General features: G+C 43.0%; 22 protein-coding genes, 1 other RNA gene and 1 other annotated feature. Of the genes, 19 read left to right on the top strand and 4 right to left on the bottom strand.

The window, feature by feature from the left end; all coding sequences use genetic code 11:
- The first annotated feature begins 21 nt into the window (after positions 1 to 21).
- From ACP69X_RS13100 to dtd, 6 genes are all read left to right on the top strand, one after another.
- Positions 22 to 510: a cation:proton antiporter regulatory subunit gene (locus ACP69X_RS13100; RefSeq protein ID WP_073979791.1), complete on the top strand. Its 489-nt coding sequence runs from the start codon at positions 22 to 24 to the stop codon at positions 508 to 510.
- Between the two features lie 101 nt (positions 511 to 611).
- Positions 612 to 962 carry a LapA family protein gene (locus ACP69X_RS13095; RefSeq protein ID WP_041086415.1) on the top strand — a complete coding sequence of 117 codons (351 nt, stop codon included), beginning with the start codon at positions 612 to 614 and terminating at the stop codon, positions 960 to 962.
- 81 nt (positions 963 to 1,043) lie between these two features.
- Positions 1,044 to 3,368: a single-stranded-DNA-specific exonuclease RecJ gene (recJ, locus tag ACP69X_RS13090; protein ID WP_075611709.1), complete on the top strand. Its 2,325-nt coding sequence runs from the start codon at positions 1,044 to 1,046 to the stop codon at positions 3,366 to 3,368.
- 23 nt (positions 3,369 to 3,391) lie between these two features.
- On the top strand, positions 3,392 to 3,904 hold the full coding sequence (locus ACP69X_RS13085; RefSeq protein WP_426052735.1) for an adenine phosphoribosyltransferase: 513 nt from the start codon (positions 3,392 to 3,394) through the stop codon (positions 3,902 to 3,904).
- A 142-nt stretch (positions 3,905 to 4,046) separates the two neighbouring features.
- Positions 4,047 to 6,257: a RelA/SpoT family protein gene (locus ACP69X_RS13080; protein ID WP_024427858.1), complete on the top strand. Its 2,211-nt coding sequence runs from the start codon at positions 4,047 to 4,049 to the stop codon at positions 6,255 to 6,257.
- An 18-nt stretch (positions 6,258 to 6,275) separates the two neighbouring features.
- A complete protein-coding gene (gene dtd / locus ACP69X_RS13075; protein WP_024427859.1) occupies positions 6,276 to 6,719 on the top strand; it encodes a D-aminoacyl-tRNA deacylase in 444 nt (147 codons plus the stop codon).
- A 97-nt stretch (positions 6,720 to 6,816) separates the two neighbouring features.
- On the opposite strand, the gene ACP69X_RS13070 is transcribed toward dtd, so the two are convergent.
- The gene (locus ACP69X_RS13070; RefSeq protein WP_426052763.1) at positions 6,817 to 8,373 is read right to left on the bottom strand and encodes an SH3 domain-containing protein; all 1,557 of its coding nucleotides are present in this window, start codon (positions 8,371 to 8,373) and stop codon (positions 6,817 to 6,819) included.
- Positions 8,374 to 8,534: 161 nt separating this feature from the next.
- Here ACP69X_RS13070 and ACP69X_RS13065 point away from each other — a divergent pair, with 161 nt between their 5' ends.
- The 5 genes from ACP69X_RS13065 to ACP69X_RS13045 all read left to right on the top strand — a co-directional run bounded on the left by ACP69X_RS13065 (position 8,535) and on the right by ACP69X_RS13045 (position 13,262).
- The gene (locus ACP69X_RS13065) at positions 8,535 to 8,705 is read left to right on the top strand and encodes a YrzK family protein (protein WP_003216250.1); all 171 of its coding nucleotides are present in this window, start codon (positions 8,535 to 8,537) and stop codon (positions 8,703 to 8,705) included.
- Between the two features lie 58 nt (positions 8,706 to 8,763).
- Positions 8,764 to 9,002, top strand: a binding site (T-box leader).
- A 73-nt stretch (positions 9,003 to 9,075) separates the two neighbouring features.
- Entirely contained in the window at positions 9,076 to 10,350 is a 1,275-nt protein-coding gene (gene hisS, locus ACP69X_RS13060) for a histidine--tRNA ligase (protein WP_426052734.1), read from the top strand.
- Between the two features lie 18 nt (positions 10,351 to 10,368).
- A complete protein-coding gene (aspS, locus tag ACP69X_RS13055; protein WP_305960343.1) occupies positions 10,369 to 12,147 on the top strand; it encodes an aspartate--tRNA ligase in 1,779 nt (592 codons plus the stop codon).
- Positions 12,148 to 12,224: 77 nt separating this feature from the next.
- A non-coding RNA gene (gene ssrS / locus ACP69X_RS13050) (6S RNA) lies at positions 12,225 to 12,405 on the top strand.
- A 92-nt stretch (positions 12,406 to 12,497) separates the two neighbouring features.
- On the top strand, positions 12,498 to 13,262 hold the full coding sequence (locus ACP69X_RS13045; protein WP_024423127.1) for a tRNA threonylcarbamoyladenosine dehydratase: 765 nt from the start codon (positions 12,498 to 12,500) through the stop codon (positions 13,260 to 13,262).
- 33 nt (positions 13,263 to 13,295) lie between these two features.
- On the opposite strand, the gene ACP69X_RS13040 is transcribed toward ACP69X_RS13045, so the two are convergent.
- Complete coding sequence (locus ACP69X_RS13040) at positions 13,296 to 14,561, bottom strand: replication-associated recombination protein A (RefSeq protein ID WP_426052733.1); 1,266 nt, start codon at positions 14,559 to 14,561, stop codon at positions 13,296 to 13,298.
- A gap of 208 nt (positions 14,562 to 14,769) precedes the next feature.
- On the opposite strand from ACP69X_RS13040, the gene cymR reads away from it, so the two are divergent.
- From cymR to ACP69X_RS13000, 8 genes are all read left to right on the top strand, one after another.
- Positions 14,770 to 15,189: a cysteine metabolism transcriptional regulator CymR gene (gene cymR, locus ACP69X_RS13035; RefSeq protein WP_426052732.1), complete on the top strand. Its 420-nt coding sequence runs from the start codon at positions 14,770 to 14,772 to the stop codon at positions 15,187 to 15,189.
- Positions 15,190 to 15,207: 18 nt separating this feature from the next.
- Entirely contained in the window at positions 15,208 to 16,350 is a 1,143-nt protein-coding gene (locus ACP69X_RS13030; RefSeq protein ID WP_426052731.1) for a cysteine desulfurase family protein, read from the top strand.
- A 94-nt stretch (positions 16,351 to 16,444) separates the two neighbouring features.
- A complete protein-coding gene (gene mnmA, locus ACP69X_RS13025; protein WP_039180282.1) occupies positions 16,445 to 17,563 on the top strand; it encodes a tRNA 2-thiouridine(34) synthase MnmA in 1,119 nt (372 codons plus the stop codon).
- A gap of 59 nt (positions 17,564 to 17,622) precedes the next feature.
- Complete coding sequence (locus ACP69X_RS13020; protein WP_025092425.1) at positions 17,623 to 18,276, top strand: tetratricopeptide repeat protein; 654 nt, start codon at positions 17,623 to 17,625, stop codon at positions 18,274 to 18,276.
- 19 nt (positions 18,277 to 18,295) lie between these two features.
- The gene (gene recD2 / locus ACP69X_RS13015; RefSeq protein WP_426052730.1) at positions 18,296 to 20,680 is read left to right on the top strand and encodes an SF1B family DNA helicase RecD2; all 2,385 of its coding nucleotides are present in this window, start codon (positions 18,296 to 18,298) and stop codon (positions 20,678 to 20,680) included.
- Positions 20,681 to 20,754: 74 nt separating this feature from the next.
- Positions 20,755 to 21,273, top strand: coding sequence for a PRC-barrel domain-containing protein (locus tag ACP69X_RS13010; RefSeq protein ID WP_426052729.1), 519 nt, complete (start codon positions 20,755 to 20,757; stop codon positions 21,271 to 21,273).
- 13 nt (positions 21,274 to 21,286) lie between these two features.
- A complete protein-coding gene (locus tag ACP69X_RS13005; RefSeq protein ID WP_003216308.1) occupies positions 21,287 to 21,478 on the top strand; it encodes a hypothetical protein in 192 nt (63 codons plus the stop codon).
- Positions 21,479 to 21,498: 20 nt separating this feature from the next.
- The gene (locus ACP69X_RS13000; protein ID WP_003216198.1) at positions 21,499 to 21,630 is read left to right on the top strand and encodes a YrzQ family protein; all 132 of its coding nucleotides are present in this window, start codon (positions 21,499 to 21,501) and stop codon (positions 21,628 to 21,630) included.
- A gap of 81 nt (positions 21,631 to 21,711) precedes the next feature.
- Here ACP69X_RS13000 and ACP69X_RS12995 read toward each other — a convergent pair whose 3' ends face one another.
- On the bottom strand, positions 21,712 to 22,362 hold the full coding sequence (locus ACP69X_RS12995; protein ID WP_073979786.1) for an amino acid ABC transporter permease: 651 nt from the start codon (positions 22,360 to 22,362) through the stop codon (positions 21,712 to 21,714).
- A gap of 18 nt (positions 22,363 to 22,380) precedes the next feature.
- On the bottom strand, positions 22,381 to 23,034 hold the full coding sequence (locus ACP69X_RS12990) for an amino acid ABC transporter permease (protein WP_039180271.1): 654 nt from the start codon (positions 23,032 to 23,034) through the stop codon (positions 22,381 to 22,383).
- Positions 23,035 to 23,083: the final 49 nt, after the last annotated feature.

Genomic DNA, 23,083 nt, shown 5'->3' with positions numbered 1-23,083 from the left:
TTATTCATTGGAGGGGCTGTGATGAAGGTTCGGGAAACTGAACTGCCAGGTATCGGTCATAAAGCCGAAATGATCACAAGAAATAATGAGAAGCTTGCCATCATTACACATGATGACGGCAGAAGAGAAATGTATCATTTTCAGGAGGACGACCACGAGGAAACGATTTCTCGCATTCTGCTAAACGATGAAGAAGCAAGACAAATTGCGGCTATTTTAGGCGGCATGGTCTATAAGCCGAAAGCACTTGAAACCGTAGAGGTAGCCATTGATGAACTAGTGATTGAATGGTTTAAAATTGAAAAGAATGCACCAGCTGTTCAGAGAAGCATCGGTGACCTCAATGTTCGCCAAAACTATCAAGTAACAGTCATCGCCATTGTGAGAAAATCACATGAGAAGATTTTAAATCCAGGACCAGATACCATCATCGAAGAAGGGGATACCCTTGTCATTTCTGGAGAAAGAAAAGAATTAAAGAACCTGATTAAAGAAAAACTTAGCAGCTGATGATGCCCCTGCTGATAGGTTTTCTTCCGCTGTTTTCTTTCAGTGTTTAAAAAAGGCAGTGAAAAGGGAAGAATAAAAGAAAAAGCTTGGGGGATTTGTAGATGAACAAACAACAATGGACCATCATACTCGCATTTATTTTCGTATTAATTGTCTCAGTATTTGCCGTGATTAATGTACGACCTGTCGAGGTAGACTACTTATTTGGAACGGCTGAATGGCCGCTGATCCTTGTCATTATCGGTTCTGTTTTAATGGGCGGACTGATTGTGGCATTTGCAGGGATCTTCCAAATTGTGAAACTGAAACGTGAACTAAAGGCATTAAAAGCTGAGCGTGCAGCCGCTGCACCTGCTGCTTCCACGAAAAAGGCAGACAAAGATATTCAAAAAAAATCGCATGTTACGCCTTTAAAAGAACAGCCAGCATCATTTGACCGGAAGGAAAAATAATCTTCCAGCACAATTTCATAAAATAAAAATTGAAACCCCTCAGGCCACTCTAGTATAATAGTGTGGTTGAGGGGTGAATTTATGTTATTATCCAAAATGCGCTGGGAATATGAACATCCAAGCGAAGAAAAAGTGAAATCACTCTCTGAAAATCTGAATATTTCAGCGCTGACTGCATCGCTTCTCGTAAAAAGAGGACTTGAAGAAGTAGAAGAGGCGAGGTCTTTTTTATTTGATCAAAAAGCCGAATTTCATGATCCATTCCTATTAAAAGGAATGAAAGAAGCAGTAGAGCGCATCAACAAAGCGATCGAAGAGCAGGAATCGATTGTGATCTTCGGAGACTATGATGCAGATGGTGTGACAAGTACGTCTGTGCTTTTACATACATTAAAAGAGCGGTCTGCAATAGTAGACTTTTATATTCCAGATCGGTTTAAAGAAGGCTATGGGCCTAATGAACAGGCTTTTCGATATATCAAGGAGCAAGGAGCATCGCTTGTCATCACGGTTGATACAGGCATTGCTGCTGTAAATGAAGCACGTATTGCAAAAGAAATAGGGCTAGACCTGATCATTACAGATCACCATGAACCAAGTGAGGAGTTGCCTGAGGCACTTGCCATTGTCCATCCTAAGCAGCCAGGCTGTGAGTATCCCTTTAAAGAACTTGCTGGTGTAGGTGTAGCGTTTAAAGTGGCGCATGCACTTCTTGGGGAGCTGCCAGTTCAGCTGTTAGATCTTGCAGCAATCGGGACAATCGCGGATCTTGTACCGCTTCATGATGAGAATAGATGGCTCGCCAAAAAAGGGCTTATGCAGCTTCGTCAGTCGAATAGACCGGGGCTGAAAGCGTTATTGAAAGAAGCGGGAGCCACTTTAGAAGAAGCGAACGAGGAAACGGTCGGCTTTCAAATTGCGCCAAGGCTGAATGCTGTAGGACGAATTGAACAGGCAGATCCAGCTGTTCACCTTCTTATGACTGAGGATAAGGATGAAGCAGAAGAGCTGGCTCGTTTTGTACAGGAACTGAATAAAGAACGACAAAAGATTGTCAGTACGATTACAGAGGAAGCCATTCAAATGGTGGAAGAGGCAGGCGATGACCAGTCTGCAATCGTTGTAGCGAAAGCTGGCTGGAATCCGGGCGTTGTCGGAATTGTTGCCTCTAAATTGACGGATACTTTTTCTCGTCCGGCGATTGTGCTTGGAATAGATGAAGAGACGCAAATGGCAAAAGGATCAGCCCGGAGTATTCCTGGCTTCGATCTATTTTTCCATTTAAGCAAATGCCGCGATATCCTGCCGCATTTCGGCGGGCATCCGATGGCAGCAGGGATGACACTTCGAGCGGATGATGTCGCTTTACTAAGGGAAAGATTAAATCAATATGCAAATGAAACATTGACGGAAGAAGATTTTATTCCAATTCAGCGGGTCGATGCTGTGTGCAAGGTAGACGAATTGACGGTTCAAGCGATTGAAGAAGCGGGGATGCTGTCACCATTTGGTATGTCAAACCCAAAACCGTTCATTATGATTGAAGATGCGAAGCTTGAAGATATCCGAACAATTGGGGCAAATCACAACCATATTAAAATGTCTCTGAAGGACGAAGACAAGCTGCTTGACTGTGTCGGTTTTCACCAAGGGAAATTAAAAGATGAAATTGTTCCAGGAAGCCGCATTTCCGTGATTGGAGAAATGTCCGTCAATGAATGGAATAACCGGAAGAAGCCCCAGCTGATGCTAAAAGATGCACGTGTTGATGAATGGCAGTTGTTTGATCTGCGCGGGAAAAAGGATTGGGACAAGAAAGTTTCGACACTTGATTCAGAAAAATCTTTGGTTGTCTGTTTTGATGAAGCAACAAAACAGGATGTCGCTATCCCCATTCAACATGTTCATGCAGAAAATGTATCAACGTTTGATGTACACGGAAAGTATGTGGTCTTTGTGGATGTTCCCGCAGATGAGCAATTGCTGAAGCAGCTTTTAGAAAATCAAAAGCCTGCCAGAATTTATACGGTTTTTCAAAGAAAAGAAGATCATTTTATGTCTTCTTTCCCAAGCCGTGACCAATTCAAATGGTTTTATGGGTTCTTGTTTAAACGGGGAAGTTTTCCTATTAAAGAACAAGGAATGGAGCTTGCCAAACATAGAGGCTGGACAAAAGATACAATCATTTTTATGACAAAGGTGTTTTTTGAACTCGGTTTTGTTAAAATAGAGAATGGTGTGCTGTCAATAGTACTTGATGCCCCTAAAAAAGATTTAACGGCATCAGCGTCCTATACAGCAAAACAACGATTGATGGAACTCGATCAAACACTAACATATTCCTCAGCTAAAGAGCTGAAGGAATGGCTGAATAGCATGATGAGCGAAGTCTCACCTGTGCTTTGACGTACGAGGAGGAAAAGGAAAAGATGGATTTAAAACAATATGTGACAGTTGTACCTGACTACCCAAAGAAAGGTGTACAATTTAAAGATATTACAACGTTAATGGATAAAGGCGAAGTGTACCGTTATGCAACGGATCAGATCGTTGAATACGCGAAGGAAAGAGACATTGATCTTATTGTTGGACCTGAAGCGCGTGGATTCATTATTGGCTGCCCTGTAGCATACGCACTTGGTGTAGGTTTTGCACCGGTTCGTAAAGAAGGAAAGCTTCCTCGTGAAGTCATTAAAGTCGATTACGGCTTGGAATACGGTAAAGATGTATTAACGATTCATAAAGATGCGATTCGTCCTGGTCAGCGTGTCCTAATTACAGATGACTTACTGGCAACTGGTGGAACAATTGAAGCGTCCATCAAGCTTGTAGAGGAATTAGGCGGCGTTGTGGCAGGAATTGCATTTTTGATTGAGCTGACGTATCTGGATGGCAGAAAGAAGCTTGACGGCTACGACATCATGACGTTAATGCAATACTAATGGAGTTTTTCGTAAAAAGCACTCAGTAAGAAGGGTGCTTTTTTCCTATCAAAAATCTTTTAGCGGACTTCTTCTCTTTACATCTATCGAATTTTTCTTGATAATAAACTACAATACAGTTTTCATTTAAAAAGGTGATTCCATGGCGAACGAACAAGTTTTAACGGCGCAGCAGGTCATTGACAAGGCAAGAGAATACCTGTCCGCTGAACATATTCAATTTATAGAGCGAGCATATGAATATGCTGAAAATGCACACAAGGAGCAATACCGGAAATCTGGTGAGCCCTATATTATCCATCCAATTCAAGTGGCGGGCATTCTTGTTGACCTTGAAATGGATCCATCAACCATTGCAGGCGGTTTCCTGCACGATGTAGTTGAGGATACAGATGTGACATTACAGGATTTAAAAGAGCATTTTAATGAAGAAGTGGCAATGCTTGTTGATGGCGTCACAAAGCTCGGGAAGATTAAATATAAATCACAAGAAGAACAGCAGGCCGAAAACCATCGAAAAATGTTTGTTGCAATGGCGCAGGATATCCGCGTGATCTTGATTAAGCTGGCAGACCGTCTTCATAATATGAGAACGCTCAAACATCTTCCTCAGGAAAAGCAGCGGAGAATTTCAAATGAAACACTTGAAATCTTTGCACCGCTTGCGCACAGATTAGGGATTTCAAAGATTAAGTGGGAGCTTGAAGATACAGCACTCCGTTATTTAAATCCGCAGCAATATTACCGGATTGTGAATCTGATGAAGCGTAAACGAGCGGAACGTGAGGAATACTTGGACGAGGTTGTCAATGAAGTGAAAGACCGCGTGTCTGAGGTGAACATCAAGGCTGAATTTTCCGGAAGACCAAAACATATTTATAGCATTTATCGCAAAATGGTCTTGCAAAATAAGCAGTTTAATGAAATTTATGATCTGCTTGCCGTTCGTATTTTGGTCGACAGCATTAAAGACTGTTATGCGGTGCTCGGGATTATCCATACATGCTGGAAACCGATGCCAGGCAGATTTAAGGATTATATTGCGATGCCAAAGCCGAACATGTACCAATCTCTTCATACAACGGTGATTGGGCCAAAAGGTGATCCGCTTGAAGTTCAGATCCGTACAGTTGAAATGCATGAAATTGCAGAATATGGGATTGCGGCACACTGGGCATATAAAGAAGGCAAAGAGTCAGCAGAATCAACGGAAGAAGCGGTCTTCCAGAAGAAGCTTTCTTGGTTTAGAGAAATTCTTGAATTCCAAAACGAATCGACAGATGCAGAAGAATTTATGGAATCGTTAAAAATCGATCTCTTCTCTGATATGGTGTTTGTGTTTACACCAAAAGGAGACGTCATTGAATTGCCGTCTGGCTCAGTTCCGATTGATTTCTCTTACCGGATTCACTCGGAAATTGGGAATAAAACGATCGGTGCCAAGGTCAATGGCAAAATGGTCACACTCGATCACAAACTAAAAACAGGTGACATTATTGAAATTCTGACATCAAAGCACAGCTACGGGCCAAGTCAGGATTGGGTCAAGCTTGCCCAAACCTCCCAAGCGAAGCACAAGATCAGACAGTTTTTCAAAAAACAGCGCCGTGAAGAAAATGTCGAAAAAGGCCGAGAGCTCGTGGAAAAAGAAATCAAAAACCTTGAGTTCGATGTCAAAGACATTCTGACTGCTGAAAACCTGCAAAAAGTGGCTGACAAATTTAATTTTTCAAACGAAGAGGACATGTATGCAGCTGTTGGATATAACGGCATTACTGCACTACAGGTCGCCAATCGTTTGACGGAAAAAGAAAGAAAACAAAGAGATCAAGAAGAGCAAGAGAAAACCGTTCAAGAAGTGACGGTGGAACCAAAGACGTATCACGGGAAAAAACGGGAAGCTGGCGTAAGGGTCAAAGGAATTGATAACCTGCTTGTCCGCTTATCTAAGTGCTGTAACCCTGTTCCTGGCGATAGCATTGTCGGTTTTATTACGAAGGGCCGAGGCGTATCTGTTCACCGTGAGGACTGTCCGAACGTGAAGACAGGAGAAGCGCAGGAGCGGTTAATTCCGGTCGAGTGGGAGCATGAGCAGCCTGCTCAAAACCGTAAAGAATACAATGTGGAAATTGAAATATTAGGATATGATAGACGCGGCTTACTCAATGAGGTGCTTCAAGCAGTTAACGAAACCAAAACGAACATCTCCTCTGTTTCTGGGAAGTCTGATCGTAACAAAGTGGCGACGATCCATATGGCGATCTTTATTCAAAATATTAATCATTTGCACAAAGTAGTCGAACGCATTAAACAAATCAAAGACATTTACTCTGTTCGCCGATTCATGAATTAGAAAGGAAGTATATCGTCTATGAGGCTTGTTGTGCAGCGTGTGACAAATGCATCTGTGAAGGTAGAAGAAGAGATCACAGGTGCCATTAACGAAGGTTATATGGTGCTCGTTGGTGTCACACACGAAGATACAGAAGAAGATGTGCTTTACTTAGCTGAAAAGCTTGCACATTTACGTATTTTTGAAGATGAAAATGGGAAAATGAATCGTTCATTATTGGACATAAAAGGAAGCGTTCTGTCTGTATCTCAATTTACCCTTTATGGTGATACGAGAAAGGGCAGACGGCCGAATTTTATGAAAGCCGCCAAGCCGGATGCAGCCAATTCGCTTTATGAATGTTTCAATAAAACCCTTAGGGAAAAAGGCATTCATGTAGAAACTGGCCGTTTTGGTGCGATGATGGACGTGTCATTGACCAATTCAGGACCAGTCACGATCTTGATGGACAGCAAAGAATAGATTCTCTTTAGACTGTAGATGAACTCATGCGGGAGTTTGTTTAGAGTCTTTTTCTTTTGTGGTCAAACAAAAAAGAGGCGCAGAGGCCTCTTTCTTTTTAACGGAAATATTGTTTTAATCCTTCAGTCATTCCTTCTGTGACTCGTTCTTGGTAAGAGGCGCTATAAATGATCGCTTCCTCCTGAGGGTTGCTTAAGTACCCGAGTTCATATAAAAGGGAAGGGCGTTTATTTTCTCTTAAAACAAAGTAATCTCCGAATTTGACACCCTTATCAGGGATTTGAGAGCGTTTTGCGACTTCGGAATGAACGCTTGTCGCTAACTGCTGATCTTTTGCTGCTTGATAATAATACGCTGTACTTCCTCTAACACTTTGGTCCATAAAACTATCATAATGAAGACTAATAAATGCATCTGCATTTCGGTAATGAGATGTCGCCACCCTCGATTGAAGGCTGATAAAGGTATCGTCACTTCTAGTTAAATACACATTTGCACCAGAAGCTCTTAATTTGCCTGCCAGTAAATTGGCGGTTTTGATGGTGATGTTCTTTTCAAAAGCACCGTCTGCGCCAATTGTGCCGCTGTCTTTTCCGCCATGACCAGGGTCAAGAACAATCGTTTTTCCTTTTAAAGAACCAGTTCCAGACGATGAATCCTGCTGAGGTCTTGGCGCTTCGCTGCTATTTTTCTTCGTTTGAACGACCCAGCTCGCCACATAGCCAGTCCCGCCGTTCGATAGTGTCACCTCGTACCAGTCACCTTGCGTCCGAACAATGTGATAGGCAGCTCCTTTTGTTGCTCTTTCTGCAATCCCAGCAGAGGTAGAAGCGCTTTTTCGAATGTTGGTGCCGTCATAGACAATGTACGCTTTTTGCTCAGAAGCCGAAGAGGATGAACTCTTTTCAGGTGCAGAGCCTGCTCCTTTGCCTGTGACAATGTAATAGCTTGCAACCCAGCCTTTTACGCCTTTCCCCTCAATTTCATACCAGCCGTTCTGCTCTCGCAAAATGGTGATCTGTGTGTTGCGGGCAAGTGAAGCGATGACTTGTGCATTTGGTGCCGCGGATTGCCTCACATTCAAGCTCGATACGCCAACTGTGCCTGTCTGGTTAGAGCGAGAAGACCCACCGGAGCTTGATTGAGAAGTTTTCTGCCCCCCTGAAACATAATCAGAGTGAACCCAGCCTTCTGCTTGTTTATAAGAAATTTTCGTCCATTCGCCGCTTGTCTCGAGCTTTTTAGCGGAAGCGCCTTGCGGGAAAGTACCAATCACTTGATAGGAAGTCCCAGGGCCTGTCCGGATGCGAAGGTCGGAAGCTGTCGATGTAATGGTACTGCCTCCAGCCGTGCTTTGACCTTGCGCCTTTGGTTTCGCTGTTTTTTGAGCGCCGGATGATGTGGTGATCAGCCATGAGACGACCCAGCCTTTTTGTCCGTTTGATAATTGGATCTGCACCCATTCTCCTTGTTCAGTGAGAATAGGATAACTTTCGCCGCGTTTTACAACAGCTGCGATTCCATAGCTTAAACCAGGGCCCGTTCTCACATTGATTTCATCTGTTGCGACCACAGCTTGATCTGTTTGTGCTGTAGCATGTGTCATAGGCAAAGAACTCGCGATGAGAACAAAACAAGTAAGCAGCATCATCATTTGATTGTGTTTTTTCAGATTCAAAACGGTGTTTTCCCCTCCCTTGTAAAACCGATGAATGTTAATTCGTTATGTAGTGGATGAATTCCTTGCAGTTTTCCTAATAAAAATGAATCAATCTGTTTATACTAAATAAAAATGTGATAAAAGGATGTACAAACATGAGATTAAGCAGAAAATTAGGACGAGTGCAATATAATGGACATCGTGATATCGACCGCTGGCAGCATGACGAAATGGATCAGCCGGGCTTCCTTGAAGAAACCGCATCTGAATACGGATGTACGTCAAAAGAAGAGCTGGAAAAGAAAAAGAGGCACGGCAAGGGTTGACAGAGTGGCAGCACCGACCTTATTATAATATAAATCAACACACTTGAAAATTTAAAATGTGGAACTGATGATAGAGAATAGTAGGGTAAATTGCGTGAGCAGAGAGGAATCGCCTTAGGCTGAAAGCGAATCCGCATGGCATTTATCACGAAAGAACACTCTGTAGGTTTCCTGCTGAACGCTCGAAAAATGAGTCAATAGGCGGAGAACGTGAATCTGCGTTAAGGATTTGAGCGGGAACATGCTTGATCATGTTCCAACTAGGGTGGCACCACGGGTATAACTCTCGTCCCTACTATACACATAGTAGAGGCGGGGGTTTTTTATATGTCCACATAAAAAATGAATGATGGTCGTAGGAGGACGAAAAATGAGTTTTAATATTCCAAGAGGCACACAGGATATTTTACCTGGAGAGTCAGAACGCTGGCAGTATGTTGAACAAATTGCGAGAGATACATGTGCAGCCTTTCAATACAAAGAAATCCGCACACCGATTTTTGAGCATACAGAGCTGTTTGCACGGGGAGTAGGCGAATCAACTGATATCGTTCAAAAAGAGATGTACACATTTGAAGATAAAAAAGGACGCAGCATCACACTCCGTCCAGAGGGAACAGCTTCAACCGTCCGTTCTTATGTTGAAAATAAATTGTTTGCACAGCCGGCTCAGCCAACTAAGCTGTATTACATCGGACCAATGTTCCGCTATGAACGTCCGCAAACAGGAAGATATCGTCAATTTTATCAATTTGGGATCGAAGCGATTGGTTCCAAGGATCCTGCCATTGATGCAGAGGTCATTTCACTTGCGATGAGTGTATATGAGAAAGCAGGTCTTTCTAACTTAAAGCTCGTCATTAACAGCCTTGGTGACAAAGAGAGCCGTGCAGACTACCGCACAGCACTGGTCAAGCACTTTGAGCCAAGAATTGAGGAATTCTGTCACGACTGTCAAACTCGTTTACATCAAAATCCGCTGCGCATTCTTGATTGTAAAAAGGATCGTGATCATGAACTGATGACAACAGCTCCATCCATTCAAGATTACTTAAATGAAGAATCACGGACGTATTTTGAAAAGGTCAAACAATACTTATCAGATATAGGCATTGAGTATGTCGTCGATCCAAATTTAGTGCGCGGTCTTGATTACTACAATCACACAGCATTTGAGATCATGAGTAATGCAGAAGGCTTTGGTGCGATTACAACATTAGCCGGCGGCGGCCGTTATGATGGACTCGTTGAAGGAATTGGCGGTCCTGAATCACCAGGGATCGGATTTGCGATGAGTATTGAGCGTTTCCTATCAGCGATCGATGCTGAAGGAATTGAGCTTCCTCTGCAAGATGGTATTGATCTATACATTGCTGCTCTTGGAGATCAAGCGAAGGATTATTCTGTTTCATTATTAAACAGTCTGAGAAAAGAAGGTATCTCAAGTGAAATGGACTATACAGGGAAGAAACTAAAAGGACAATTTAAAGCGGCTGATCGTTTAAAAGCCAAATTTATTGCAGTTCTTGGTGAAGATGAACTTGCGCAGCAAATTGTGAATGTGAAAGATACAACGACGGGTGAACAAATTGAAGTGAAGCTTGATGAGCTGATTCAAATGTTGAAGGCCCACCAGAAAGCGTAAAGAAGGAGTGGAATGTTTGTGTTTGGTAGAACTTTTTATTGTGGAGAAGTAACAGAAGACCAAATCGGTCAGTCAGTTGTATTAAAAGGATGGGTTCAAAAAAGGCGTGACCTAGGCGGTTTAATCTTTATTGATTTGCGTGACCGTTCAGGGATTGTACAAGTTGTTTTCAATCCAGACTTATCAAAAGAGGCGCTTGAGACAGCAGAATCAATTCGTAACGAATATGTCCTTGATATTAAAGGAACGGTTGTCGCAAGAGAAGAAGCAACGATCAACCCAAATTTAAAAACGGGCAAAATTGAAATTCAAGTCGAAACGGTCACCGTTTTAAATGAAGCGAAGACTCCTCCATTTGTGATTTCAGATCAAGCAGACGAGGTATCAGAAGATGTTCGTTTAAAATATCGTTACCTGGATCTTCGCCGCCCTGCAATGTTTGAAACAATGAAAATGCGACATGAAGTCACAAAAGCATTCCGCCATTTCTTAGACGACAACGGCTTTCTAGACATTGAAACACCAATTTTAACGAAAAGTACGCCAGAAGGTGCGCGTGACTATCTTGTTCCAAGCCGTGTACACGAGGGAGAATTTTATGCACTGCCTCAATCTCCGCAATTATTTAAACAATTGCTGATGGTTTCTGGGATGGACCGTTATTATCAAATTGCCCGCTGCTTTAGAGATGAAGACCTGCGTGCTGACCGTCAGCCGGAATTCACACAAGTCGATATTGAAATGTCCTTTATGAGTCAAGAGGACATTATGACGCTTGCTGAAGAGATGATGGCGAAGGTAATGAAAGATGTCAAAGGTGTAGACCTTACATTGCCATTACCTCGTATGACATACGATGAAGCGATGAATTCCTATGGATCTGATAAACCAGATACACGTTTTGAGATGAAGCTGGTTAACATTTCAGATACGGTAAAAGACTCCGATTTCAAAGTGTTTAGTGGAGCTGTGAAAAATGGTGGAGCTGTGAAAGCCATCAATGTAAAAGGGGCTGCAGCGAACTACTCAAGAAAAGACATTGATGCACTTGGTGCATTTGCAGCGAACTACGGAGCAAAAGGTCTAGCTTGGCTAAAAGCAGAAGGGATTGAATTAAAAGGTCCTATCGCTAAATTCTTTGATGATGCAAAGCAAGCTGAATTAAAAGAACAGCTGCAAGTTGAAGAAGGCGACCTCTTACTCTTTGTCGCAGATAAGACGTCTGTTGTTCATGATGCACTTGGTGCACTTCGCTTAAAACTTGGTAAAGAGCTTGAATTAATCGATGAGTCTGTATTCAATTTCTTATGGGTTGTCGATTGGCCGCTGCTTGAAAAGGATGAAGAAGAAGGCCGCTTCTATGCTGCCCATCATCCATTCACCATGCCAGTTCGCGATGATCTTGAATTAATTGAAACAAGCCCAGAAGACATGAAGGCACAGGCTTACGATCTTGTGCTGAATGGCTACGAGCTTGGCGGAGGTTCTATTCGTATTTTTGAAAAGGACATTCAAGAAAAAATGTTTGGCTTACTTGGTTTTTCAAAAGATGAAGCTTACGAACAATTCGGCTTCCTTCTGGATGCGTTTGAGCATGGTGTTCCTCCGCATGGCGGAATCGCGCTTGGGCTTGACCGTTTAGTGATGCTGCTTGCAGGCCGCTCTAACTTAAGAGATACGATTGCATTCCCGAAAACGGCAAGTGCGAGCTGCGTTCTCACAGATGCCCCTGGCCATGTGAGCGAGGCGCAGCTTGATGAGCTGAGTTTAGCGATTAAAACAAAAGTAAAACAGTAAAATAGGCGCATGTTTATAGGTATGTAAACGCTTGAAAAAGAAATATGCCTATGATATGCTTTCATCAATCAATAAATAAAGTCCTGATACGTACGGTGGTTACCTAGTTTTGACCGAACATTTTTTTATACGGGAGCTTGCCTTTCCTTTCTGCATAAATGCCTCATTAGAGGACTTATAAAGTCAGGAAGAAAGCACCCACCTGCATGGTGCGGGGTTCAAAACGAAGGAAATGCTGGCGGCGTCATCGGGACTTTTTTGTGTTTTTTTCTTTTAGAGAAGGATGACGGAGAAGTCTGAATATGATATGATTCTTTCGATTCATTTTAAATAAAGGTGGAGTGAGGCACTTGTTACATCAGTTTTCAAGAAACGAGCTTGCCATTGGCAAGGAAGGCTTAAATATACTAAAAAACAGTACAGTTGCAGTGCTTGGTGTGGGCGGCGTTGGTTCATTCGCAGTAGAGGCACTCGCTCGTTCAGGCGTTGGCCGTATTGTTCTTGTTGATAAAGATGATATTGATATTACAAATGTGAACCGTCAGCTTCCAGCATTGCTATCAACAGTTGGCCAGCCAAAGGTTGACTTAATGCAGGCGAGAATCGCTGATATTAATCCAGAATGTGAAGTTGTTGCGCTTAAGATGTTTTATACAGAGGAAACATACGAGCAATTTTTTGAGTATCCGCTTGATTATGTCATTGATGCCTCAGATACCATTCACTATAAAATTCATTTGATGAAAGAGTGTCTGAAACGCGGTGTGAACATCATTTCAAGTATGGGAGCTGCGAACAAAACAGATCCGACACGCTTTAAAATTGATGATATTTCAAAAACACATACTGATCCTATTGCAAAAGTCGTGAGAACACGTCTGCGTAAGGAAGGGATTCGTAAAGGAATTGAAGTCATTTTCTCTGACGAAAGTCCGATTGTCATTCGCGAAGATGTCAGAAAAGAAGTTGGAAATGATGAAGCGAAGATTCGCAAGGCGCAAATGCCGCCATCATCCAATGCGTTCGTTCCGTCTGTTGCCGGACTGATCATGGGTGGTCATGTCATTATGAAGCTTTTAAAGGATATTCCGATTACACGTGTGAAGGATAAATAAACAGCCCGCCTGCTAATATGCAGGGGGCTTTTTTTATTTTTGGCGTTTTAAATTTTCATAGACCTGTTTCAATGCACCTTCAAATTTTCCGGTTTGCTTCGGTACATAGTATTGCTTGTTTTTCAGCGGATCAGGTAAATATTGCTGCTTCACCCAGCCGTTCTCGTAATCATGTGGGTATAAGTAATCGACACCTCTTCCGAGTGCTGTGGCGCCTTTGTAGTGTGCATCCTTTAAATGAGTTGGAACCTCACCAATTTTCCCTGTGCGAATGTCACCAAGTGCCGCATCAATCGCCTTATATGCCGAATTGGACTTAGGAGAAAGACACAGTTCAATCACTGCGTTCGCCAGCGGAATTCGTGCTTCTGGGAAACCGACTCTTTCTGCTGTTTGTACTGCGCTTAACACGCGGGGGCCTGCCTGCGGACTGGCTAAGCCAATGTCCTCGTAAGCCATCACGAGTAATCTTCTTGAAATGCTTTCAAGGTCTCCTGCTTCGATCAATCTGGCAAGGTAATGCAGCGCCGCATCTGTATCAGATCCTCTAATGGATTTTTGAAAAGCCGAGAGGACATCATAATGAGCATCACCATTCTTGTCATGTGAGAAGCTCTTTTTTTGTAAGCATTCTTCTGCTGCGGCAAGAGTGATTGTGATATGCCCTGTCTCATCAGCTTTTGTCGATAAGACAGCGAGTTCTAGTGCATTTAAAGCAGAACGCACGTCTCCTCCGCATCCATTGGCAAAATGATTCATCGCTTCATCGTCCACGGTCACCTCATAACCGCCAAGCCCGCGATGCTCATCCTGTAAGACTCTTGTTAACGCAGCTTTAATTTGCTCTGTTTCAAGCGGCTTCAGCTCGAATATTTGTGTCCGGCTTCGGATGGCAGGATTGATCGCATGATAGGGATTAGCTGTCGTTGCGCCAATTAAAATGATCATGCCATTTTCTAAATAAGGAAGGAGAAAATCCTGCTTCCCTTTATCAAGCCGGTGGACTTCGTCTAAAATAAGGATCACCTGTCCGCTCATTTTCGCTTCAGCGGCGACAGCTTCCATATCCTTTTTGTTATGAATGACCGCATTCAATGTACGAAAAGCAATGCTAGTACTGCCAGCAATTGCGGTCGCAATCGATGTTTTGCCAATGCCCGGCGGTCCGTATAAAATCATCGAGGATAAATGTTTTGCCTCGACCATTCGTCTAATAATTTGACCTTCTCCAACAAGATGCTCCTGCCCAATAATGTCTTCAATATGACTTGGGCGCATCCGGTACGCTAAAGGTTTCATAATTATCTCTCCTAAAGCAATGTCTTGTTTGTATAGAGTACCGAAATTTCTTCAAATAGAAAAGGGATGCGTCCTTCTATTATGCTCAGTACCCGTAAATGAAAGTTGGCTGAAAGTATGATATAATTGCTTTTGGTCTATATATCAGCGTATATGAAATCAGAAAAATAATTGATGACATAGAATAGAAAACGCAGAGGTGTTTAACTTGAAAATATCAACTAAAGGCAGATATGGTCTGACGATCATGATCGAATTAGCCAAAAAACATGGCGAAGGCCCTACATCATTAAAATCAATCGCTCAAAACAATGATTTGTCTGAGCATTATTTAGAGCAGCTTGTATCACCACTCCGGAATGCCCGTCTTGTAAAAAGTATCCGCGGTGCGTATGGCGGCTATGTTCTTGCACATGAACCAAACGAGATCACAGCAGGTGATATTATTCGTGTATTAGAAGGACCAATTAGTCCTGTTGAAGTCATCGAAAACGAAGAACCAGCAAAGCGTGAACTATGGATTCGTATTCGTGATGCAGTAAAAGACGTACTAGACAATACAACTCTTGAAGACTTGGCAAGCTACACAGATGACGCGGATCAAGACTCGTATATGTTCTATATTTAGATTAGAGGTGTACCGGAAATGGAACGAATCTATTTAGATCATGCAGCCACAACGCCGATGGATCAGCGTATTGTGGACAAGATGATGCCGTATTTTACAGAGATATTTGGCAATCCCTCTAGTATTCATTCATATGGGCGCGAGGCAAGAAAGTGGCTCGATGAAGCAAGAGAAGTCATTGCAGGAGAATTACACTGTAAACCGCAGGAGATCATCCTCACAAGCGGTGGAACCGAAGCGGACAACCTGGCAATTACAGGTGTTGCCATGGCAAGGCAGCATGAAGGAAAACATATCATCACAGTGAAAACAGAGCATCATGCGGTGCTGCATACATGTGAACGCCTAGAGAAGCTGGGATTTGAAGTGACATATTTAGATGTGGACGAAACTGGATTGATTCATCTTGACCAATTAAAACAAGCATTGAGAGATGACACAATTCTTGTGACCGTCATGTACGGCAATAATGAAACAGGTGTGATTCAGCCAATCAAAGCCATTGGCGAACTTCTACGTGATCACACTGCTCATTTTCATACAGACGCAGTGCAGGCGTTTGGCACAGTGCCCATTGATGCAGCAGATCTCCATATTGATCTTTTATCTGCTTCTGGCCATAAGCTGAACGGTCCGATGGGAACAGGCTTTTTATATGTAAGCGAAGGCGTGAAACTTTCTCCGCAAATATTCGGAGGGGAACAAGAAAGAAAGCGCCGTGCTGGCACTGAAAATGTGGCAGGAATTGTTGGGCTTGCAGAATCTGTTCAATTAACGAAGCAAAATAGAAGAGAAAAAGCGATGCATTATGGTAAGCTCAAAGAAACTATGCTGCAAGTATTCGAAGAGGAATCTCTCAATTTCTCTATCAATGGACATCCGAAAGAGACATTGCCGCACATTTTAAATGTTCATTTCCCGGGCGTCTCCATTGAATCGCTGCTTGTGAATTTAGATATGGAAGGAATTGCTGTTTCAAGCGGATCGGCATGTACGGCTGGATCTGTCCTTCCTTCGCACGTGTTAAGCGCCATGTATGGCGAAGAAGCAAAAGAGCTGACATCCTCAGTCAGAATAAGCTTCGGTCTTGGGAATGAAGAGGATCATGTGAAGCAGGCGGCACGTAAGATAGCAGCTGTTGTCAAACGCCTAGCCAAATAAATGCTTCCTTTTGTTCGTGTGTGAAAAATGAAACAGCGAAGCACCTGAAGAACGAAACGCGTATGTTGTTTCATTGAAATTGGAGTTGATGAAGATGACAAAAAGACCAGAAGATACAAGAGTTGTGGTCGGTATGTCCGGAGGAGTCGATTCATCAGTTGCCGCTCTTATGCTAAAGGAGCAAGGCTATGATGTCATCGGCATATTTATGAAGAACTGGGATGACACTGATGAAAATGGTGTTTGCACAGCAACGGAAGACTATGAGGATGTCATCCGCGTATGTAACCAAATTGGAATCCCATATTATGCAGTGAATTTCGAGAAGCAATATTGGGACAAAGTGTTTCAATATTTCCTTGATGAATATAAAGCGGGCAGAACGCCAAACCCAGATGTCATGTGTAACAAAGAAATTAAGTTCAAGGCATTCCTTGAGCATGCATTGTCACTTGGTGCGGATTATTTGGCAACAGGACACTATGCCCGTGTTGATAGAACTGGTGATGAAGTCAAAATGCTGCGAGGTCTTGATGCAAACAAAGACCAAACGTATTTCTTAAATCAGCTGACACAGGAACAACTTGATAAAGTCATGTTCCCAATCGGTGATTTAGAGAAAAAAAGGGTTCGTGAATTGGCAAAAGAAGCAGAGCTCGCAACAGCAACGAAAAAAGATTCAACAGGTATCTGCTTTATCGGAGAAAGAAACTTTAAAACGTTCCTCAGTCAATATTTGCCTGCACAGCCTGGTGTGATGCAGACAATGGACGGAGAAGTAAAAGGGGAGCACGATGGACTGATGTATTACACGATCGGTCAGCGCCAAGGACTTGGCATTGGCGGCAGTGGTGATCCTTGGTTTGTTGTTGGGAAAGACTTGGAGAAAAACATCTTGTTTGTTGAACAAGGCTTCCACAATCCACTTTTATACTCTGAAAGCATTTCAGCCGTTAATATCAGCTGGACTCGTCCTCATATTGTCGGAGAAAACGGTGAATTAACGTGCACAGCAAAATTCAGATACCGTCAAGAAGATCACCATGTGAAGGTCAAAATGACAGGTGAGCAAGAAGCGATGGTTATCTTTGATGAACCTGTTCGTGCTGTTACCCCTGGACAAGCGGTTGTTTTTTATGATGGCGACGAATGTCTTGGCGGCGGTACAATTGACGATGTCTTCAAAGATGGTCAAAAGCTGTCGTATGTGTAGCATGTTTCAAAACCTCAACGTCGCTGTTGAGGTTTTTTAATGAAAGGATGAGAGAGCGAATGAATCATAACGAAATCGGCATAGAAGCCTTGAATCAAGGGAATATCGAAAAAGCTGCTGAAGCTTTTACAAAAGCGATCGAAGAAAGCCCGAAGGATCCGGTTCCATATATTAACTTTGCGAACTTACTTTCAAGTATCAATGAATTTGAACGTGCTTTAAACTTTTTTCAAAAAGCAATTGAACTTGATCATACCGCAGCTGCAGCCTATTACGGGGCAGGAAATGTGTATACACTAAAAGAAGACTTTATGAAAGCGAAAGATTATTTTGAACAAGCACTAAAAGCGGGCATGGAAAATAGTGATTTGTTTTATATGCTTGGGCAGACGCTCATCAAATTAGAGCAGCCAAAGCTTGCGATGCCGTATCTTCAGCGTGCCGTTGAACTAAACGAAGAAGATAATGAAGCAAGATTCCAATTTGGCATGTGCTTAGCCAATGAACACATGCTGGAAGAAGCGGTGACAACTTTTACTGAAGTCATCACGCGTGATCCGCAGCATGCAGACGCCTTTTATAATTTAGGGGTTGCGTATGCGTACTTAGAGAAAAAAGACGAAGCGCTTGAGATGCTGGGGAAAGCCATTGACGTGCAGCCTGACCATATGCTCGCACTACATGCGCAAAAGCTGATCCAAGAGGCAGAATAGATGGAAGGAGGGAAGACCTGTGCAGGAACATCCAGATCAAATGAAGCTTGAGGACGAACCGTTTTTAAAGGGGACCATTCAAGCCGTTATTTTCCATAATGAAAGTAATTTATACTCGGTGTTAAAGGTGAAAGTCATTGAAACATCGGAAAACTTAGAGGAAAAAACAGCATCTGTCACAGGCTACTTCCCAGCACTTCATGAGGAGGAAACCTACACCTTTTATGGCAAAGTCACAAGCCATCCGAAATTTGGTGAACAGTTTCAGGCCACTCATTTTCAAAAGGAAGTACCGACAACGAAGCAAGGCATCATACATTATCTCTCAAGTGATTTATTTGAGGGGATAGGAAAAAAGACGGCGGAAGAAATCGTGGGAAAGCTTGGCAATCGGACGCTTCATAAAATTATGCGTGACCCAGCTGTTTTGTACGATGTACCGCGCTTATCAAAAAAGAAGGCGGATAAGCTGGCCGCAGCGCTTCAGGAGCATCAAGGACTGGAACAAATCATGATCAGCCTGAATCAATATGGCTTTGGTCCGCAGCTCAGTATGAAGATTTACCAAGTGTACGAGAGTGAAACGCTGCAAAAGATCGAGGAAAATCCTTATCAGCTTGTTAAGGATGTTGAGGGAATCGGATTTATTAAGGCGGATGAGCTCGGCGCTAGAACAGGTATTTCAGGAAATGATCCAGAGCGGATTCGCGCAGCCTTGCTATATACAGTGGAGACAGCCAGTCTTCAGGACGGTCATACGTACATACAAACGAAAGATTTGATCGTCGAAACCCGCAAGCTGCTCAACCAAACAGGCAATGATTACAAAGTGACGGAAATGGATGTTGCCGATCAGATCATTGCACTTGGCGAAGGAAAAGAAATGATCATTGAAGATGACCGCTGCTATCATCCATCCTTATTTTATGCGGAGCAAAGTGTCGCCAAACGCATTCAAAAAATCGTCTCCCAAACGGAATATGCAGATCAATTTCCTGAATCAGAATTCCTCCTTGCACTTGGTGAGCTGGAGGAGCGATTAGGCGTCCAGTATGCACCGACACAAAAGGAAGCGATTCAAAAGGCACTCATGTCCCCGATGCTGCTTTTAACAGGCGGACCTGGTACAGGGAAGACGACGGTCATTAAAGGAATTGTCGAGCTTTACAGTGATCTTCACGGTGTATCTCTTGATCCGAGTGATTATAAAAAGGATGAATCCTTCCCATTTGTACTTGCGGCACCAACTGGCCGGGCGGCTAAACGGATGACAGAATCAACAGGGCTTCCAGCTGTCACCATTCACAGGCTATTAGGCTGGAACGGGTCGGAGGGCTTCTCGCATGATGAAGAACAGCCGGTTGAAGGAAAGCTTGTCATCATTGATGAATCAAGTATGCTGGATATTTGGCTGGCGAATCATTTGTTTAAAGCCATTCCTGATCATATCCAAGTGATTATGGTAGGGGATGAACATCAGCTGCCATCTGTCGGACCAGGCCAAGTTTTACGGGATTTGCTTGCCTCAAAAGCTGTGCCGGCTGTTACCCTGACAGATATTTACCGGCAGGCAGACGGCTCAACCATTGTTGAACTTGCCCATGATATGAAAAATGGTGTGCTGCCAAAGGATATTACTGCACGTTCAAAGGATCGGTCCTTCATTCAATGTTCAGCTGATCAAATGAAAGAAGTCATTGAGAAAGTCGTCAGCAATGCTGCTCAAAAAGGGTTTTCAGCAAAGGACATTCAAGTACTCGCACCGATGTATAAAGGAAAAGCAGGCATCAATGAGCTCAACAAAATGCTGCAGCACATTTTGAATCCTAAAAAACCAAAGGGCAGGGAAATCCCGTTTGGTGATGTGGTGTACCGGACAGGTGATAAGGTGCTTCAGCTTGTGAATCAGCCGGAGAACAACATTTTTAACGGCGATATCGGTGAAATTGTCTCGATTTTTTATGCAAAAGAAAATACAGAAAAAGAAGACATGGCTGTGATCTCCTTTGATGGAAATGAAATCACCTTTACAAAAAAAGATTTTCATCAATTTACCCATGCTTATTGCTGCTCTATTCACAAATCACAAGGCAGTGAATTCCCGATTGTTGTGCTGCCAGTCGTCAGGAGCTATTACCGAATGCTTCGGCGGAATCTACTGTACACAGCCATTACACGCAGTAAAAAGTTTTTAATACTGTGCGGCGAGGAATCAGCGCTGGAGTGGGGCGTGAAAAACAATGAGGATTCCCTCAGACAAACGTCCTTAACGATGCGGCTAGTGCAAACCGAACAAATCATGGATGCAGAACTTGAAGCGCTCCAAAAAGAGCTTCCATTTAGCGTACATGACGCAAATATTGGCATGGAGGGAATCACTCCGTTTGATTTTATGCATGAGTAGAAGGCTTCCATACGGAAGCCTTTTTAGCGTGAAAAGAACTTCTTCCATTCCGTTCATGGAAGCCATTTCTTCGTATGAGTCATGAAGCAAACGCACACGCTAAGACTGTTCCGCAAAAGGTGGTTGAGCACATTTTGAGAACATGCCGAGAACTTGAAGGAATGACGATCTATTCAGATGAGCTGTCCCAATCGCTTGGTTCCATAAAAGATATTTGCTTTTTAGCCGGAGGCAGCTGCGGAGGATATGTGTTAGAGGGGAAAAAGAAAGACTGTGCACTCATTCCATTCTCTGCTTTTGATCAGCTGACAGACAAAGGTTTATATGTGAGCTGCCAGGAGGGAGTAGGCATGGATTCCTCTGCCCCATCCTTGTTATTTTCGAAGTTAAAAAAGAAAATGATGCAGTCGCCAGATGGTGAAAATTTAGGCATTTTGGAAGATGTATACTTTTGCTCAAATTCGGGCACAATCGTAGCATATGAACTCTCGGACGGCTTCTTTACAGAATTATCAGGGATTCGGAAACAGCTGCAGGCTGCCGGAACCTTGATGAACGTTCAAAAGGAAGCACTAGTTCTAAACCGAACGTAAAGAGGTGCTGATTATGCTCATTTGCCCAAATTGCAAATGTAAAGACATCGGAAAAATTGGGGTCAATCAATATTATTGCTGGGGCTGTTTTATTGAATTGACGCTGTCAAAAGGCAAAATATCGACACACCAAGTGGAGGAAGACGGGACACTAAGCAGCTTAGATGATCTGTTTAGTGACGATGAACGTTCAATTCAACTATAAGTGTTAAGGGGGAATTTCGAATGGGCAAAATGACTTCTTCACTATTAACGCTTGGTGCAGGTGCACTTGCATATCACTTTGCAAGCCGATATGATATGCCATCAAAGCGGGATATGAAAAAGCTAAGAAAACGTGTTATGAGAATGATGTAAACAAGAGGGCTAAAATGATCTTCATTTTAGCCCTTTGTTTTTTTCAGACCGGGGCACAGGGTTTGTCTATAAGCTGAGCTGTTACGCCTGCCTGTATTCTAATCGTCTTGCAAGAATGGATAAGCTGAAATTGACGACAAAATACATCATAGCCGCCAATAGGAAAATCGGCAGTAAATAGGATTGGCTTTGACCGTTTAATATTTGAGCGTGATGTAATAATTCTGGAAGCGCAATGACGACGGCAAGCGACGTATCTTTTAAAAGAGATATGAATTGACTGACAATTGGCGGCACCATTCTGCGCAGTGCCTGCGGCATAATAATTATTTTTAATGTTTGAATATAGGTTAAACCAGAAGACCTGGCTGCTTCAATCTGGCCCTTATCAATTGATTTAAGGCCGCTCCGAATAATTTCTGACAGCATCGCGGATTCAAACACAGTTAAAGCTGCAATGGCAGAGGCTGTGATGCTTAGCTTGATGCCGATTTCAGGTAATGCAAAATACGTGAAAAAGATGATCAGTAAAAGCGGCAGATTCCGAATAGTTTCTACAACAACCGCGAGCACTTTTGATAAAATCGGAATTTGAGCGAACCGTAATGTGCCGACGACTAATCCAATGATAAAGCTCAAAATGATGGAGATAAAAGCCACTTTTAAGGTGACAGCAAATCCTTCAAGTAAAAAGGCGAGATGATCAGGCTGGTAGGCACCTATAAAATCCATGATGATGTTTCCTCCTTTCTAGTGGCTTCTTGCTAATCTTCTTTCTAAATAACCAACACCTAGACTGAGCGGAATGGTTAATAGCAGATAGAACATGGCAACAAAGATGTAGACATCAAACGTCACAAATGTTCTAGATGCAATAAGGTCTCCCTGATACATGAGATCAAACCCTGCAATGACACCTAAAATCGAGGAGTTTTTGACAAGGTTAATAAATTGATTCCCAAGAGGGGGAATGACGATTTTAATCGCCTGCGGCAGAATGATATACCGCATCGTCCCGCCATATGACAGACCTGAAGCGCGGGCTGCTTCCATTTGTCCAAGCGGTACAGCTTGTATCCCTGCACGAATGGCTTCAGCAATAAAGGCAGACGTATAAATAGCAAGAGCGATCGTTCCAGCAGTAAAGCCATCTGCTACAATACCTAGCACCGGTAAACCGAAGAAGAAAACAAAGGTGATCAATAATAACGGAATATTCCGAATAAATTCTACATAAGCCGTTCCGAACCAGTTGAGCGGCCTAAATGGCGCAATTCTCATAATGGCAATGAGTGTACCGATCAAAAAGCTTCCAATCAGAGCAATGACACTTGCACCAATGGTATATTTAAAGCCTTCTAAATAAAGATGAAAATTTTCAGTGAGAATGGAAAACCGCAGCAATCAGTTCACTTCCTTCCTGATCAACAGGGGAGCCATGGATCGGCTCACC

Source organism: Bacillus sp. DC4300-2b2, from assembly GCF_049895685.1.
GTDB classification, from domain to species: Bacteria; Bacillota; Bacilli; order Bacillales; family Bacillaceae; genus Bacillus; species Bacillus safensis.
Note: the sequence above shows the minus strand (reverse complement) of the source record. Positions and strands in the feature narration are given on the sequence as shown.